Origin of the sequence: Nocardioides sp. S5 (assembly GCF_017310035.1) — a bacterium.
In the GTDB taxonomy this organism is placed as follows: Bacteria; Actinomycetota; Actinomycetes; order Propionibacteriales; family Nocardioidaceae; genus Nocardioides.
On record NZ_CP022296.1, the window covers coordinates 1,457,647 to 1,472,112 of the forward strand.

The 14,466-nt window shown below is 72.3% G+C and carries 16 protein-coding genes and 1 pseudogene; 13 read left to right on the forward strand and 4 right to left on the reverse strand.

Annotated features, from left to right (window positions below):
* Positions 1–990: an LLM class F420-dependent oxidoreductase gene (locus CFI00_RS07245; RefSeq protein WP_207084533.1), complete on the reverse strand. Its 990-nt coding sequence runs from the start codon at positions 988–990 to the stop codon at positions 1–3.
* An 84-nt stretch (positions 991–1,074) separates the two neighbouring features.
* On the opposite strand from CFI00_RS07245, the gene CFI00_RS07250 reads away from it, so the two are divergent.
* Genes CFI00_RS07250 through CFI00_RS07260 form a run of 3 tightly spaced genes read left to right on the forward strand, consistent with a single transcriptional unit; the run spans position 1,075 to position 2,409 of the window.
* Complete coding sequence (locus CFI00_RS07250) at positions 1,075–1,287, forward strand: hypothetical protein (RefSeq protein WP_207084534.1); 213 nt, start codon at positions 1,075–1,077, stop codon at positions 1,285–1,287.
* 20 nt (positions 1,288–1,307) lie between these two features.
* A complete protein-coding gene (locus CFI00_RS07255) occupies positions 1,308–1,964 on the forward strand; it encodes an SDR family oxidoreductase (protein WP_207084535.1) in 657 nt (218 codons plus the stop codon).
* Complete coding sequence (locus tag CFI00_RS07260) at positions 1,957–2,409, forward strand: rhodanese-like domain-containing protein (protein ID WP_207084536.1); 453 nt, start codon at positions 1,957–1,959, stop codon at positions 2,407–2,409. The genes CFI00_RS07255 and CFI00_RS07260 overlap by 8 nt, the downstream gene beginning before the upstream one ends.
* Positions 2,410–2,424: 15 nt before the next feature.
* On the opposite strand, the gene CFI00_RS07265 is transcribed toward CFI00_RS07260, so the two are convergent.
* Both CFI00_RS07265 and paaZ read right to left on the reverse strand, forming a co-directional pair.
* Positions 2,425–2,643: a PLDc N-terminal domain-containing protein gene (locus CFI00_RS07265; RefSeq protein ID WP_207084537.1), complete on the reverse strand. Its 219-nt coding sequence runs from the start codon at positions 2,641–2,643 to the stop codon at positions 2,425–2,427.
* Positions 2,644–2,764: 121 nt separating this feature from the next.
* Positions 2,765–4,783, reverse strand: a complete 2,019-nt coding sequence (gene paaZ, locus CFI00_RS07270) for a phenylacetic acid degradation bifunctional protein PaaZ (RefSeq protein ID WP_242532725.1) — start codon at positions 4,781–4,783, stop codon at positions 2,765–2,767.
* A 129-nt stretch (positions 4,784–4,912) separates the two neighbouring features.
* Between paaZ and paaA the strand changes: the two genes are divergently transcribed.
* The 6 genes and pseudogenes from paaA to paaI all read left to right on the forward strand — a co-directional run bounded on the left by paaA (position 4,913) and on the right by paaI (position 9,204).
* On the forward strand, positions 4,913–5,878 hold the full coding sequence (paaA, locus tag CFI00_RS07275; protein ID WP_207084538.1) for a 1,2-phenylacetyl-CoA epoxidase subunit PaaA: 966 nt from the start codon (positions 4,913–4,915) through the stop codon (positions 5,876–5,878).
* An 89-nt stretch (positions 5,879–5,967) separates the two neighbouring features.
* Positions 5,968–6,243, forward strand: a pseudogene (gene paaB, locus CFI00_RS07280) (1,2-phenylacetyl-CoA epoxidase subunit PaaB); the annotation flags it as partial.
* A gap of 8 nt (positions 6,244–6,251) precedes the next feature.
* Entirely contained in the window at positions 6,252–7,205 is a 954-nt protein-coding gene (paaC, locus tag CFI00_RS07285) for a 1,2-phenylacetyl-CoA epoxidase subunit PaaC (protein WP_207084540.1), read from the forward strand.
* On the forward strand, positions 7,202–7,690 hold the full coding sequence (gene paaD / locus CFI00_RS07290; RefSeq protein ID WP_207084541.1) for a 1,2-phenylacetyl-CoA epoxidase subunit PaaD: 489 nt from the start codon (positions 7,202–7,204) through the stop codon (positions 7,688–7,690). Before paaC ends, paaD begins: the two co-directional genes overlap by 4 nt.
* Positions 7,690–8,775, forward strand: coding sequence for a 1,2-phenylacetyl-CoA epoxidase subunit PaaE (paaE, locus tag CFI00_RS07295; RefSeq protein WP_207084542.1), 1,086 nt, complete (start codon positions 7,690–7,692; stop codon positions 8,773–8,775). Before paaD ends, paaE begins: the two co-directional genes overlap by 1 nt.
* 21 nt (positions 8,776–8,796) lie before the next feature.
* A complete protein-coding gene (gene paaI, locus CFI00_RS07300) occupies positions 8,797–9,204 on the forward strand; it encodes a hydroxyphenylacetyl-CoA thioesterase PaaI (protein WP_207084543.1) in 408 nt (135 codons plus the stop codon).
* On the opposite strand, the gene CFI00_RS07305 is transcribed toward paaI, so the two are convergent.
* A complete protein-coding gene (locus CFI00_RS07305) occupies positions 9,140–9,793 on the reverse strand; it encodes a TetR/AcrR family transcriptional regulator (protein WP_207084544.1) in 654 nt (217 codons plus the stop codon). The genes paaI and CFI00_RS07305 overlap by 65 nt on opposite strands.
* Positions 9,794–9,852: 59 nt before the next feature.
* Here CFI00_RS07305 and paaK point away from each other — a divergent pair, with 59 nt between their 5' ends.
* The 4 genes from paaK to CFI00_RS07325 all read left to right on the forward strand — a co-directional run bounded on the left by paaK (position 9,853) and on the right by CFI00_RS07325 (position 14,393).
* On the forward strand, positions 9,853–11,160 hold the full coding sequence (gene paaK / locus CFI00_RS07310; protein ID WP_207084545.1) for a phenylacetate--CoA ligase PaaK: 1,308 nt from the start codon (positions 9,853–9,855) through the stop codon (positions 11,158–11,160).
* A 202-nt stretch (positions 11,161–11,362) separates the two neighbouring features.
* Positions 11,363–13,477, forward strand: coding sequence for a DEAD/DEAH box helicase (locus tag CFI00_RS07315; RefSeq protein WP_207084546.1), 2,115 nt, complete (start codon positions 11,363–11,365; stop codon positions 13,475–13,477).
* A gap of 72 nt (positions 13,478–13,549) precedes the next feature.
* Positions 13,550–14,017 (forward strand): DUF5709 domain-containing protein, encoded by a 468-nt coding sequence (locus CFI00_RS07320; protein WP_207084547.1) that lies wholly within the window; start codon positions 13,550–13,552, stop codon positions 14,015–14,017.
* 205 nt (positions 14,018–14,222) lie between these two features.
* On the forward strand, positions 14,223–14,393 hold the full coding sequence (locus CFI00_RS07325) for a hypothetical protein (RefSeq protein ID WP_207084548.1): 171 nt from the start codon (positions 14,223–14,225) through the stop codon (positions 14,391–14,393).
* The last annotated feature ends 73 nt before the right edge of the window (positions 14,394–14,466 follow it).

Here is a 14,466-nt window from a genome sequence, read left to right on the forward strand (position 1 = left end):
TCAGGACGGGGCGGCCGCCCGCAGCTTCTCCAGCAGCGGGCCGGCCGCCTCGTCGAGGAAGCGGTCCTGCCCCTCGTCACCCACCTGCACGAGGGCGACGTCGGTGAAGCCCGCTCCCCAGTAGGCCGACACGGCCTCGACGATCGCGTCGAGGTCGGGCCCGCAGGGGATCGAGTCGGCCACGTCCTCGGGCCGCACGAAGGTGGTCGCGGCGGAGAACCCGGCCGGTGTCGGGAGGTCGGCGTTGACCGACCAGCCGCCGGCGAACCAGCGGAACTGCTCGTGCGCCCGGGCGATCGCCGCGTCCCGGTCGGGGTCCCAGCAGATCGGGATCTGTCCGATCGCGCGGGCGTCGGTGCCGATGCGCGGGGCGCCCTCGGCGTCGTTCCACGACTCGACGATCTCGGCCTTCGGCTCCACCGCGACGAGGTGGTCGGCCAGCGGGGCGAATCGCGCGATGGCGCGGTCCCCGGCGACGGCGACACCGATGGCGACGCCGTGCTCGGGCACGTCCCAGATGCGCGCGGAGTCGACCTGGAAGAAGTCGCCCCGGTGGTCGGTGAGCTCGCCGGTGTGCAGCGCGCGGATCACCTCGATCGCCTCGGCGAGCATGTCCTGACGCTCGGCGATCGCGGGCCATCCCTCGCCGACGACGTGCTCGTTGAGGTTCTCGCCGCTGCCCAGGCCGAGGGTGAAGCGCCCCTCGGCCAGGAGCTGCAGGGTCGCGGCCTTCTGCGCCACGACGGCGGGGTGGTAGCGCAGGGTCGGGCACGTCACGTACGTCATCAGGCCGACGTCGCTGGTCGCCTGCGCCACCGCGCCGAGGACCGTCCAGGCGTACGGCGCGTGCCCCTGCTCGGTGAGCCACGGGGAGTAGTGGTCGCTCATCACCTCGAAGTCGAAGCCGACCCGCTCGGCGGCGACGGCGTACGACACCAGCTCGCGCGGACCGCTCTGCTCGGTCATCAACGTGTACCCGAAACGCGTCATGTGTCGACGTTAGCCACCTCGCCGCGACCGCCCACCACCCGCTCAGGTGAGCCCGCGTCAGGTGGGCGGTGCTTGTCTGTAGCCATGGACAACACCGACGGACAGGACCCGAAGACCGACCAGGACGGCAACGAGGGCCAGGTCTCGGAGACGGCCTCCGAGTTCGGGGAGCCGATCAGCTCCGGCGACTCCGTGGCCGGCCAGCCGGGGCAGGAGTCCGGCGAGGTCGACGAGGGTGCGCAGGGACCGAACGCGATCCCGGACGACCCGACGGGGGAGCACCCGCACAAGCCGTGAGCATGCGGTAGGAACGTGCCATGAGCAGACCCGTGGTCGTGGTGGTCGGAGCCGGTCCCGGCGTGAGCGGGTCGGTGGCTCGACGCTTCGCCGAGGAGGGCTACGACGTCGCTCTCCTCGGCCAGGACCAGGAGGTCATCGACGCGCTCGTGCCCGATCTCGAGGCCCGCGGCGCGACGGTGGGCCACGCGGTCGCCGACGTCACCGACGAGCAGGCCGCACGCGACGCCGTACGCCGCTTCGGTGAGCACACGGGTCGCATCGACGTGCTGCACTTCAACCCCAGCGCCTGGCGCGAGGCGGACCCGCTGGCGCTCACGGTCGCCGAGCTGCTGGAGGACGTGGCGCTCGGTGTCGGGGCGCTGCTCACCGTCGTGCAGGCGGCGCGGCCGTACCTGTCGGCGGGCGCTCGCATCAGCGTCACCGGGAGCATGGCGGCCGACGAGCCCTGGTCGGGGGCGGCGTCGCTGGGTGTGCAGAAGGCTGGCGTGCGCAACCTCGTGCACAGCCTCGACCAGGCGCTGGCGCCGGACGGGATCCGTGCCGTCTCGGTGACCGTGCGCGGCGCCCTGTCCCGCGAGGGCGCCTTCACCCCCGACCGTGTCGCCGACGCGATCTGGTCGGCCGTCGCGCGCGACGAGGACGGGTGGACCAGCGAGGTTCCCTACGGTGGCTAGTCTCGATGACGTGCAGTCCAGCCACCCGACCCGTCGTCCCACCAGTCGTCTCGCCGCGCTCGCGTCGGTGGCGGTCCTGCTCGTCGGCGCTGCGGCGTGCGGCGCGGACGACCCCGCGCAGCCTGCCGACTCGGCCTCGACGTCGGCGGCCGAGAGCGCGGCACCGATCCCGGCTGCGGACGCGCTCGCCCTCGTGGCCGACGGGGCCGAGGTGATCGACGTACGCACCCCCGAGGAGTTCGACGCCGGGCACATCGACGGCGCGGTCAACATCGACTACCAGGCCGATGACTTCGCCGACCGGGTCGAGGAGCTGTCGCGCAAGGCGTCGTACGTCGTCTACTGCGCGTCGGGGCGACGCGCGACCGGCGCGGTCGAGCAGATGCGCGACCTCGGCTTCACCGACGTCGTCAACGGCGGGGGCTACACCGACCTCGCCAGCTGAGCCGGCTGGCGGGCGTCAGCGCTTGCGACCCCAGAGCAGGTAGGCGATCGGGCCGACGGGCTGCACCGACAGGGCCGGCGCCCACAGCAGCTTGGGGCCGCGCACGAGCGCGGCGGGGCGCTGCTTGAGGTCCCTCGCGCACCAGGCGGTGACGGCGACCTCGACGACCCCCGCCACGACGACGAGCTTCCTCTGCGCGGGCGTCATGTCGCCCCAGGACTTCTTCTGTGCCATGACCGAACCGTACTCGGGGCCGCTCGGCTCACGCGGCACGCCGGCGGGGGTGGGGCGGTGCGTGAGACACCTTTCGAGCCCGCAGGACCTGCGTCGCACCGCTCCTCGCAGGGATCGGAGCTCAGGCCTCCTTGGCGACCAGCGTCAGCACGTCGTACGTCGCGACCGGCTCGTCGTCGCCGTTGACCACGAGCGCGTCCCAGCGGACCTCGCCGTAGTCGGCCGAGGAGCGCGGGGTGATCTGCTTGACCGTCAGCGTGACCCGGATCGCGTCGCCGGCCTTGACCGGGGTGAGGAACCGCAGGTTGTCCACGCCGAAGTTGGCCAGCACCGGACCGGGCGCCGGGTCGACGAACAGGCCGGCCGCCATCGACACGATGAGGTAGCCGTGCGCGACGATCCCGCCGAAGAGCGGGTTCTGCGCCGCGGCCTCGGGGTCGGTGTGGGCGTAGAACGTGTCGCCGGTGAAGTCGGAGAAGTGGTCGATGTCCTCGAGCGAGATCACCCGCGGCTCGGACACGATCGTGTCGCCGATCGCGAGCGTGGCCAGCGAGTGGCGGAAGGGGTGCTCGGGAGTGACATTGCGCTGCGAGCCCCGCGTCCAGCGCCCGGTGATCGCCGTGAGCATGTCGGGGGATGCCTGGATGGCCGAGCGCTGCATGTGGTGCAGCACGCCGCGTACGCCGCCCAGCTCCTCGCCGCCGCCGGCGCGGCCGGGGCCGCCGTGCACCAGCATCGGCAGGGGCGAGCCGTGGCCGGTCGACTCGGCCGCGTCGTCACGGTCGAGGACCAGGATGCGGCCGTGCCACGGGGCCAGGCCGAGGACGAGGGAGCGGGCGACGGCCGGGTCGTGGGTCACGACCGAGCCGACGAGCGAGCCCTTGCCGCGCGCGGCCAGGGTGATCGCCTCGTCGAGCGAGTCGTACGTCATCACGGTCGACACGGGGCCGAAGGGCTCCACGTCGTGCGGCTCGACGGCGCCGGCGCGGGCCCGCAGCAGCACCGGCGACATGAAGGCGCCGCGTTCGGCGTCGCCGGCGACCTCGCCCTCGTCGAGCACCACGTCGCACGACGAGCGCAGCGCCTCGACGGCCTTGCGGACCTCCTGGCGCTGACCGAGCGAGGCCAGCGGGCCCATCCGGACGGACTCGTCGTCGGGGTGCCCGACCGTGGTGGAGGTTAGCCTCGACCGGATCGCCTCGGTCACGTCGTCGGCGACCGCGGCCGGCACGATGACACGTCGGATGGCCGTGCACTTCTGCCCAGCCTTGGCGGTCATCTCGGTGACGACACTCTTGACGAACAGGTCCCACTCGGGGTCCCCGGGGGCGACGTCGGGGCCGAGCACGGAGCAGTTGAGCGAGTCGGCCTCGACCTGGAGCTGCACGCCCCCGTGCAGCACGGACGGGTGCTGGCGCAGGATGCCGGCGGTGTGCGCCGAGCCGGTGAAGGCCACCGAGTCCTGCACGCCGAGGTGGTCGAGGAGGTCGCCGGCCGAGCCCGACAAAAGCTGGAGCGACCCCTCGGGCAGGATGCCCGACTCGATGATCCGGCGCACGACCAGCTCGGTGAGGTACGCCGTCTGGCTGGCCGGCTTGACGAGCGAGGGGAGCCCGGCGACGAAGGCCGGGGCGAGCTTCTCGAGCATGCCCCACACGGGGAAGTTGAAGGCATTGATCTGCACCGCCACGCCCGGGCGCGAGGTGTAGACGTGCTGGCCCATGAAGATGCCGGTGCGGCCGAGCTGCTCGAGGTCGCCGTCGCACACGACGACGTCGTTGGGCAGCTCGCGGCGGCTCTTGGAGGAGTAGCTGAAGACCGTGCCGAAACCGCCGTCGATGTCGATCATCGAGTCGCGCCGCGTCGCGCCGGTGCGCAACGACAGCTCGTAGAGCTCGTCCTTGAGCCCGGTCAGGTGGGTGGCGAGCTCCTTCAGGAGCAGGGCGCGCTCGTGGAAGGTCAGCGCGCGGATGGCTGGGCCGCCCACGGTGCGGGCGTGGTGGGCCATCGCGCCGAGGTCGAGGCCGGCGCTGGAGATGCGCGCGACCTCCTCGCCCGTGGAGGCGTCCAGCAGTGGGTCGCCCTCAGCGGTGGAGGTGAACCAGCGTCCTGCGGCGTAGCTCTCGAGCAAACGGGTCACGACGACTCCATCGGGTCCGGGGGAGGGGCGGGGCACGCGGGCGCTCCCCGGGTGCTTGCACGCACGGGGCGCGTCGTGCAAAAGTAATACAGACCGTTCGGTCAGTAAAGCCCATCCGGAGGAGGAGCGGTGACCACGAGCGACACGGCGACCGACGCCCAGCTGTCCGCGCTGGAGACGCGCTTCGAGGACACGATCGCGCGCAGCGAGCGCATCGAGCCCCGCGACTGGATGCCGGAGGGCTATCGCAAGACCCTCGTGCGCCAGATCGCCCAGCACGCGCACAGCGAGATCATCGGCATGCAGCCGGAGGGCAACTGGATCACCCGCGCCCCGAGCCTGCGCCGCAAGGCGATCCTGCTGGCCAAGGTGCAGGACGAGGCCGGCCACGGGCTCTACCTCTACTCCGCCGCGGAGACCCTCGGTGTCTCGCGCGGCGAGCTCACCGAGATGCTCATCGAGGGCCGCCAGAAGTACTCCTCGATCTTCAACTACCCGACGCTGTCCTATGCCGACGTCGGCACGATCGGCTGGCTGGTCGACGGTGCGGCGATCTGCAACCAGGTGCCGCTGTGCCGCACGTCGTACGGCCCCTACGGCCGCGCCATGATCCGGGTGTGCAAGGAGGAGTCCTTCCACCAGCGCCAGGGCTACGAGCTGCTGATGACGATGATGCAGGGCACCGACGAGCAGCGCGCGATGGTGCAGGAGTCGGTCGACCGGTTCTGGTGGCCCGCGCTGATGATGTTCGGCCCGCCCGACGAGGACTCGCCCAACACTGCGCAGTCGATGGCGTGGGGGATCAAGCGCAACACCAACGACGACCTCCGCCAGCGCTTCGTCGACATGTCCGTGCCGCAGGCCGAGGCCCTCGGCGTCACCTTCCCCGACCCCGACCTGACGTGGAACGCCGAGCGCGGGCACCACGACTTCGGCGAGCCCGACTGGGACGAGTTCATGCAGGTCGTGAAGGGCAACGGTCCCTGCAACGCCCAGCGCATCGCCCATCGCCGCGCAGCCCACGAGGACGGCGCCTGGGTCCGGGAGGCGGCCCTGGCCTTCGCCGACCGGCAGCGAGAGGCGGCGCGCGCATGAGCGGGCAGGACTTCACCGCCGAGGGCGGCCACGGCGCGGTCCCGCTCGAGGGCGTCCCCGCGGCGAAGCCGGGGCACGGCTCGGAGCGCGAGTGGCCCCTCTACGAGGTCTTCGTGCGCGGCAAGCGCGGGCTCAACCACGTCCACGTCGGCTCGCTGCACGCCGCCGACGACGAGATGGCGCTGCGCCACGCCCGCGACGTCTATACCCGCCGCAACGAGGGCGTCAGCGTCTGGGTCGTGCAGGCGCGCCACGTCGCCGCGTCCAGCCCGGACGAGAAGGACGCGATGTTCGCCCCGAGTGGCGACAAGGTCTACCGCCATCCCACCTTCTACTCCATCCCCGACGACGTCCCCCACATGTGAGGAACCCGATGTCGCACCTCACCCCCGACCCCAACGAGTCCGCCGGCAGCGCCTACGACGGCCTGATCGAGCACCACGAGGTCGCCGGAGACTCCTCCCAGTGGGCCTTCGGCACGGACTTCGAGGACCCGCTGGCCGGGGTCGACACCACGGTCCCCACCGACGTCGACCCCGCGGCCCTCGCCGCGTACTGCCTCATGCTCGGCGACGACGCGCTCGTGATGTCGCACCGGCTCTCGGAGTGGTGCAGCTGCGCCCCCGACCTCGAGGAGGACATCGCGCTGGCCAACACCGCGCTCGACCTCCTGGGCCAGGCCCGGCTCCTGCTGGCGCGGGCCGCGGCCGCCGACCCCGCCGTCGTGCCGGCGCTGCCGGAAGGCTCCCCGGTCCCGGCCGAGGACGCGCTGGCGTTCTTCCGCGACGTCGGCGACTTCCGCAACGTCCGGCTCGCGGAGGTCCCCAACGGCGACTTCGCGCACACCGTCGTGCGGCTGCTGCTCTTCTCGAGCGTGCGGCTCGCGCTCCTCGAACAGCTCGCCTCCAGCCGTGACCCGGTCCTGTCCGCCATCGCGGTCAAGGGCGTCAAGGAGCTGGCCTACCACCGCGACTACGCCGGTCGCTGGTTCCTCACCCTCGCCCAGGGCACGGAGGAGTCGCGCCGCCGCCTCGAGGCGGCACTGCGCGAGCTGTGGCCGCTCTACCCCGAGCTCCTCACCACCCACGCCGTCGAGCAGGCCGTGTCCGAGGCCGGCGTCGGCGTCGCTCCGGACTCCGTGGCGAGCGCGGTCGAGGTGGTCCTCGAGCAGGTGCTCGCCGTGAGCGAGGTCGACCGCCCCCGGGGCCAGCCGCTGGCCGGCGTACGCGGTCGCACCGGGCGCGACGGCCTGCACTCCGAGGCGCTGTCGCGGATGCTCGCCGAGATGCAGGTCGTGGCCCGCGCCCACCCCACGGGCCGGTGGTGAGGGTGCGCGCGCGTGAGGTCGCCGCGTCGGTCACCGATCCCGAGATGCCGATGCTGACGCTCGAGGACCTCGGTGTCCTGCGCGGGGTGCGCGAGGAGGCGGACGGTGTCGTCGTCACGATCACGCCCACCTACTCCGGCTGCCCGGCGATGGCCACGATGCGCGACGACCTGGTCCACCGCCTCGCCGACGCCGGCTACTCCGCCACGGTGGAGGTCGCACTGTCCCCGGCGTGGTCCAGCGACTGGATCACCGAGCGCGGCCGACGGGCGCTGCGCGACCACGGCCTCTCCGTTCCCGGACCCGCACCGCACCGCGCGGGACCGGTCCCGCTGACGCTCCTGCCCGTGCGCCGCGACCTCACCTGCCCGGGCTGCTCCTCGACCGAGGTGGAGCTGACCTCGGAGTTCGGCGCCACCGCCTGCAAGGCCCTCTACCGCTGCACCGCGTGCGCGGAGCCCTTCGAGCACGTCAAGGAGATCTGATGACCGTCGTCGACGCCCCACGGCGCACGCGCTCGGCCGCCTTCCACACGCTCACCGTCGCGCGCGTGGAGCCGCTGACCGACGACTCTGCCGCGATCACCTTCGACGTCCCTGCTGACCTGGCAGGGGAGTACGACTTCGCGCCCGGGCAGTCGCTGACCCTGCGCCGCACGATCGAGGGGCGCGAGGAGCGCCGCACCTACTCGATCTGCGCCCCCGCGGGCGCGGCGCCGCGCATCGGCGTGCGCGAGATCCCGGACGGTCTGTTCTCCCGCTGGCTGGTCCGTGAGGTCCGCCCGGGGGACGAGGTCGACGTGCAGGTCCCCAGCGGCAGCTTCACCGTCGATCCCGCCACCGGCGGGCGGCACCTGTGCCTCGCCGCGGGCTCCGGGATCACCCCGATGCTGTCGATCGCGGGGTCCCTGCTCGCGGGCGGGGACGCCGAGGTGGCGCTGGTCTACGGCAACCGCAAGAGCTCCTCGGTGATGTTCTCCGAGGAGCTCGGCGACCTCAAGAACGCCCACGGCGCGCGCCTCCAGCTTGTGCACGTGCTGTCGCGGGAGCCGCGCGACGTCGAGCTCTTCTCCGGCCGGCTCGACGCCGACCGGATCCGGCGCATCCTGACCTCGCTGCTGCCGGTCGACCGGTTCGACCACGTGTGGCTGTGCGGGCCGTACGCCATGGTCGAGCAGGCGCGCGAGGTGCTGCGCGAGCTCGGCGTCGCCGACGAACGCGTGCACGCCGAGCTGTTCTACGTCGACGCGCCGCCGCCCGAGCTGCACCGACCCGTCGCAGTGCGCGAGGGCGCGACCACCGACGTGACGGTGGTGCTCGACGGCCTCTCGGCCACCGCGGCGCTGCCGCAGGACCAGAGCATCCTCGACAGCGCCCAGGCCACGCGCTCGGACCTGCCCTTCGCCTGCAAGGGCGGCGTGTGCGGCACCTGCCGGGCGAAGGTGGTCGAGGGCGAGGTCGACATGCGCCGCAACTACGCCCTCGAGCCCGCTGAGGTGGAGGCCGGGTTCGTCCTGACCTGCCAGAGCTTCCCGCTCGGCGACGCCGTCACCGTCGACTTCGACGCCTAGGCCGACGTGCACGACGCGGCGATGGGGATGTGGGCCGACGACGCGGCGAGCGCGATGCTCGGCATGCAGGCGGTCGAGGTCGCACCCGGTCGCGCGCGCGTGTCGATGCTCGTGCGTCCCGACATGGTCAACGGCCACGACCTGTGCCACGGCGGGGTGATCGCCAGCCTGGCCGACTCCGCCTTCGCGCTGGCCTGCAACTCCCACGGGCCGGTGACGGTGGCGGCGGGGTTCTCGATCGACTTCCTCCAGCCGGGCCGGCTCGGCCAGGTCCTCCACGCCGACGCGCGCGAGGTCTCGCGGCGCGGCCGGTCGGGGATCTACGACGTCACGGTGCGTGCCGACGACCCGGAGACCGGTGAGGTCATCGCGGAGTTCCGTGGGCGGAGCCGGACCCTCCCCGAGCGGGGGAGCGCGGGCCGTGGGTGAGCCCGTCGAAGGCCAGGGCCACGACCGCGTCGGTGAGGGGTGCCGCCTCCACCCCCGGTCGCACCCACTCGACCAGCGAGTTCACCATCCCGAAGAGCAGCCGGCTGATCACGAGCGGGTCGAGGTCGTCGCGGAGCACGCCCTCGTCGACCGCGGCGCGGACCATGTCGGCCAGCCGCTCGTCGATGCCGCGCCGCCGCGCGAGCGCCGCCTTCTCGACCGGGGTGTTGCCGTGCACGCGCAGCAACAGGGTCACCGCGGGCAGGTGGTCGACCAGCACGGTCACGCTGCTGCGTACGGCGGCGCGCAGGCGCTGCTCGGCGTCGAGGCCGTCGGTGGCCGAGACCGCGTCGAGCGCCGCGGTCAGCGCGTCGAGCGCCTCGTCGACGGCGCTCTGGAGCAGGTGCTCCTTGCTCGGGACGTGGTGGTAGATCGCCGACTTCGTCAGCCCCAGCTCCCTGGCCACGTCGCCGACGCTCGTGGCGTCGTAGCCCTGCCGGTTGAAGAGGTCGACGGCCACCCGGACCACCGCCTGCTGGTCGTGCCCGGGGCGTCCCCGGCGCGACGCGCCCTCCGACCTCTGTGCCATGCCGGACACCTTCCCACGACCGACAGCCCCGACACGCCCGCGACCCGGAGGACCTCACCGTGCTCGACCTGACACCCCGGCCCGGCGACCTCGACCCGATCGAGACCGCTCCCCTGGAGGACCTGCGCGCCCTGCAGCTCGAGCGGTTGCAGTGGTCGGTGCGCCACGCCTACGACCACGTCGCGCACTACCGCCGGGCCTTCGACGAGGCAGGGGTGGGCCCGGACGACATCGGGTCGCTGGCCGACCTGGCCCGGCTGCCGTTCACGACCAAGGCGACGCTGCGCGACAACTATCCGTTCGGCATGTTCGCGGTGCCGCGCGAGGACGTCGTACGCCTCCACGCCTCCAGCGGCACGACCGGCAAGCCCACGGTGGTCGGCTACACCCGCGACGACCTCGACATGTGGGCCGACGTCGTCGCCCGGTCGATCCGCGCGGCGGGCGGGCGGCGCGGGATGGTGCTGCACAACGCGTACGGCTACGGGCTCTTCACCGGCGGCCTCGGTGCCCACGGCGGGGCCGAGCGCCTCGGCTGCACGGTCGTCCCGGTCTCCGGCGGGATGACGCAGCGCCAGGTGCAGCTGATCCTCGACTTCGAGCCCGACGTGATCATGGTGACGCCGTCCTACATGCTCTCGATCATCGACGAGATGGAGGCGCAGGGTGTCGACCCGCGCTCGACCTCGCTCAAGGTCGGGATCTTCGGTGCCGAGCCGTGGACCAACGACATGCGTCGCGAGATGGAGGAGCGCACCGACATGCACGCCGTCGACATCTACGGCCTGTCCGAAGTGATCGGTCCCGGCGTGGCGAGCGAGTGCGTGGAGACCAAGGACGGCCTGCACGTGTGGGAGGACCACTTCTACCCCGAGATCATCGACCCGGTGACGGGCGAGGTGCTGCCCGACGGGGAGGAGGGTGAGCTGGTCTTCACCACCCTCACCAAGCAGGCGCTGCCCGTCATCCGCTACCGCACCCGCGACCTCACCCGGCTGCTGCCGGGCACCGCCCGCACCATGCGACGGATGGAGAAGATCACCGGTCGCACCGACGACATGATCATCCTGCGCGGGGTGAACCTCTTCCCGACGCAGATCGAGGAGATCGTCCTCGGGCTGCCGGCGCTGTCGCCGCACTTCCAGTGCCACCTCGACCGCAGCGGCAACCTCGACACCCTCACCGTCCGGGTCGAGCGCCGCGAGCACACCACGCCGGACGAGGTGGCCGCGGCCGAGGCCGAGCTCGCCCGCAGGATCAAGGCGTCGATCGGCGTCAGCGTGGCCGTGGACGTCGTAGACGTGGCCTCGATCGAGCGCTCGGTGGGGAAGATGCGGCGCATCGTCGACCACCGCCCGGCGCGCTGATCCCCAGGACATTTACCGACAACCACCGAGCGGGGGCTACAGTGGTCGCAGCGTTCCAGACGCCGTGCCGCTGTGATCACCCCAGATCCGCCGGCCACCGCGCACCTGACGCCCGCTCCACACCTCCACGCCGTGGCGTGCGGGCAGAGCCGCACCCGGGCTCGCCCTTGCTGCGACGCGTACCCAAGTCCGGGAGGACCCCTTGGCCCAGCGCCAGCGCTCACGCGGCGGTCGTCGCACCCCTGCGCATGCCCGCCACAAGGACAACGAGGGCATCGTGCCCGTGCTGGCCCGCGCCGTGCGCGAGCTCGAGTCCGCCGTCCAGCGCGGCCCGCTCGCCCCGGGGCAGCGGGTGCGGTTCCAGGTGGTGGCGCTGCTGGTGCGCGAGCACCGCGGCGACGTACGCGCCTCGTCGGAGCTGACCGACGCCCAGAAGGCCGACGAGCTCAAGCGCCTCGACGGCATCGCGACGATCCTGGCCAAGACCGCCACCCGCGACCCCTCGCTCTTCGCCCTGCTCTCGGAGGACGCGGTCGTCACCGACAGCGCCCGGGACCTGCGGCTGGAGATGCTGCGCAAGGCCGGCGTCGAGGTCGTCGTCGAGGAGCCGAAGCCCGACGACGAGGCCGGTCCGGGCCTCGGCGAGCGCCGGGTGGTCCCGCAGTCGGTCGTGCAGCACCAGCTGGCCAACCCGTTCCTGGTGCCCGACTTCGGCATCGGCCGTGAGCGCCGCCGCGTGCACGGCCGGCTGGCGACCTGGGAGCTGCTCGGCCCGCTGTTCCGCTCCTTCGAGCTCGGTGGCGCCTCCTCGTGCATGGACCTGCCCGAAGCCACCTCCCTCAACGCCCCCGGCAAGCTCGAGCTGATGCCCCACCAGGCGCGGCTCATCGCCTCGGCCGCCGAGGGCCACCGCACGTTCCTGCTCGCCGACGAGCCCGGCCTCGGCAAGACCGCGCAGGCGCTCCTCGCCGCGCAGGCCGCCGACGCCTTCCCGCTGCTCGTGGTGTGCCCCAACGTGGTGAAGACCAACTGGGCGCGCGAGACCGAGCGCTGGACCCCGCGCCGTCGTGCCACCGTGATCCACGGCGACGGCGACCAGGTCGACGCCTTCGCCGACGTCATCATCGTCAACTACGAGATCCTCGACCGCCACGTCGGCTGGCTCGGCGACTTCGGCTTCCGCGGGATGGTCGTCGACGAGGCCCACTTCATCAAGAACAAGACCTCGCAGCGCTCGCGCCACGTGCTCGAGCTGTCCGAGCGGCTGCGCACCCGCACCGCGCGCCCGCTGCTGATGGCGCTCACCGGCACGCCGCTGATCAACGACATCGAGGACTTCCGCGCGATCTGGCAGTTCCTGGGCTGGATCGACGACACGATGCCGATGGCCCGGCTGATGGAGGCGCTCGAGGAGACCGACCTGACGCCGGCCGACCCGCCGTTCTACCCCGCGGCGCGCAAGGCCGTCATCGACCAGGGCATCGTGCGCCGTCGCAAGGTCGACGTCGCCTCGGACATCCCGGCCCGCCGGATCGCCGACATCCCCGTCGAGCTCGACGACGAGGACACCCGCTCGATCCGCGGCGCGGAGCAGGAGCTCGCCCGCAGGCTCGTCCAGCGCTACAAGGCGGCGCTCGAGACCCGGCGTACGGGATCCGTCGTCGACGGCATCGACCACGAGCTCGTACGCCGCGTCGCGACGTGGGAGCGCGAGGAGATGGACTCCGGCACCGGCGGGGAGAACGTCTTCTCGATGTTCCGCCGCATCGGCCGCGCCAAGGCCGGCCTGTCCGCCGACTACGCCGCCCAGCTGGCGCGCAACGTCGGCAAGGTCGTCTTCTTCGCCCGTCACGTCGACGTGATGGACATCGCCGAGGAGACCTTCACCCGCCGCGGCCTCAAGCACGTGTCGATCCGCGGCGACCAGACGCCGAAGGCGCGCGAGAAGGCGATCACGTCCTTCGTCAACGACCCCGAGGTCGCGGTCGTCGTCTGCTCGCTCGCCGCGGCCGGCGTCGGCGTGAACCTCCAGGTCGCCTCCAACGTCGTGCTCGCCGAGCTGTCGTGGACCGACGCCGAGCAGACCCAGGCCATCGACCGCGTGCACCGCATCGGCCAGAGCGACCCGGTCACTGCGTGGCGGATCATCGCCGCGCAGACCATCGACACCCGGATCGCGGAGCTCATCGACTCCAAGGCCGGGCTCGCGGCGCGGGCGCTCGACGGCTCCGACGAGGAGGTCTCGTCCTCGGCCAACATCCAGACCGAGGCCCTGGTCGCGCTGCTCACCGACGCGCTGGAGCGCGAGCTCGGCTGAGTCCCACCCCTGCGGACCTGCTGGGGACCCTCGGCCCTTGTCCCGCCGGTCCTCGGCCGGTAGGCAGGAGGCATGAGCGAAGACCGCGAGACCTACCTCGACATGTCCGTCGACGACGAGGACCAGCTGCAGTCCGGTGACACGCTGGACGACACCGACGTGGAGGACGTGCTCGACCGCGGCTACTCGCCGCCGGACCGGGCCCCGAAGGGCTACGAGGACTACCCGACCGAGGCCGAGCGCCTCCAGGGCGAGTCCCTCGATGAGAAGCTCGCCGAGGAGGAGCCCGAGCCCGACCCGTACGCCGAGGCGGAGGCCGAGGCCGCCACCGACCGCGAGGACGAGAACGCCCTCGACGAGCAGCTCGGCCTCGACGAGGCCGACGCGCGCAGCGGACGCCTCGTCCAGCCCGACGAGGGTCTCGGCGAGGACGTCGACAAGCAGGAGGTCGCCCTCGACGTGGGGATCGACGGCGCCGGCGCCTCGGCCGAGGAGGCCGCCATGCACATCACCCGCGAGCCGGAGCCGCCGACGGGCTGAGGGGTGGCCCCTCCCCGCGTCGCGATCCCCGGGTACCCGGGGATCCTGGAGCCTCACCCCCGAAGCTTCGGGGGTGAGGCTCCAGTTTGAAGGGGGAAGCCCTACTCGGGGATGCCCGGCCCCACGACTTCCAGCCCGGCGACCCGCGTGCCACGGGCGACCTGAGAGCGACCTCGACGAGGGCGAGGTCGCCGACGGGTCCACGATGGCAGGGCAGCTCATCGAGGCAGTGCGCTGCTACGCAGCGCTCGATGCCGAGCTCTACCCCGAGGCCGCCCGGTCCTCGCCCGAGTTCGCGAAGCACAAGGCGATCACGCTGGGCCAGTGCATGCCGGTCGGCCAAGAAGCGGGCGAGTCTCCGGTAACCGGCATCTGATGCGGTTGCTGTTGTATTCGAACAGGCGTACGATGACGTGAGCACGTCGGTCCGGAACGGATCCTTCGTCTGA

What these genes read in the sequence shown, in the direction of transcription:
- CFI00_RS07305 (WP_207084544.1), bottom strand. Translation starts at nt 9,793, where the DNA reads ATGGCACAGAGGTCGGAGGGCGCGTCGCGCCGGGGACGCCCCGGGCAC.
- CFI00_RS07325 (WP_207084548.1), top strand. Translation starts at nt 14,223, where the DNA reads ATGGCAGGGCAGCTCATCGAGGCAGTGCGCTGCTACGCAGCGCTCGAT.
- CFI00_RS07255 (WP_207084535.1), top strand. Translation starts at nt 1,308, where the DNA reads ATGAGCAGACCCGTGGTCGTGGTGGTCGGAGCCGGTCCCGGCGTGAGC.
- CFI00_RS07250 (WP_207084534.1), top strand. Translation starts at nt 1,075, where the DNA reads ATGGACAACACCGACGGACAGGACCCGAAGACCGACCAGGACGGCAAC.
- CFI00_RS07265 (WP_207084537.1), bottom strand. Translation starts at nt 2,643, where the DNA reads ATGGCACAGAAGAAGTCCTGGGGCGACATGACGCCCGCGCAGAGGAAG.
- paaI (WP_207084543.1), top strand. Translation starts at nt 8,797, where the DNA reads ATGGGGATGTGGGCCGACGACGCGGCGAGCGCGATGCTCGGCATGCAG.
- CFI00_RS07320 (WP_207084547.1), top strand. Translation starts at nt 13,550, where the DNA reads ATGAGCGAAGACCGCGAGACCTACCTCGACATGTCCGTCGACGACGAG.
- CFI00_RS07245 (WP_207084533.1), bottom strand. Translation starts at nt 990, where the DNA reads ATGACGCGTTTCGGGTACACGTTGATGACCGAGCAGAGCGGTCCGCGC.
- paaC (WP_207084540.1), top strand. Translation starts at nt 6,252, where the DNA reads ATGTCGCACCTCACCCCCGACCCCAACGAGTCCGCCGGCAGCGCCTAC.
- paaE (WP_207084542.1), top strand. Translation starts at nt 7,690, where the DNA reads ATGACCGTCGTCGACGCCCCACGGCGCACGCGCTCGGCCGCCTTCCAC.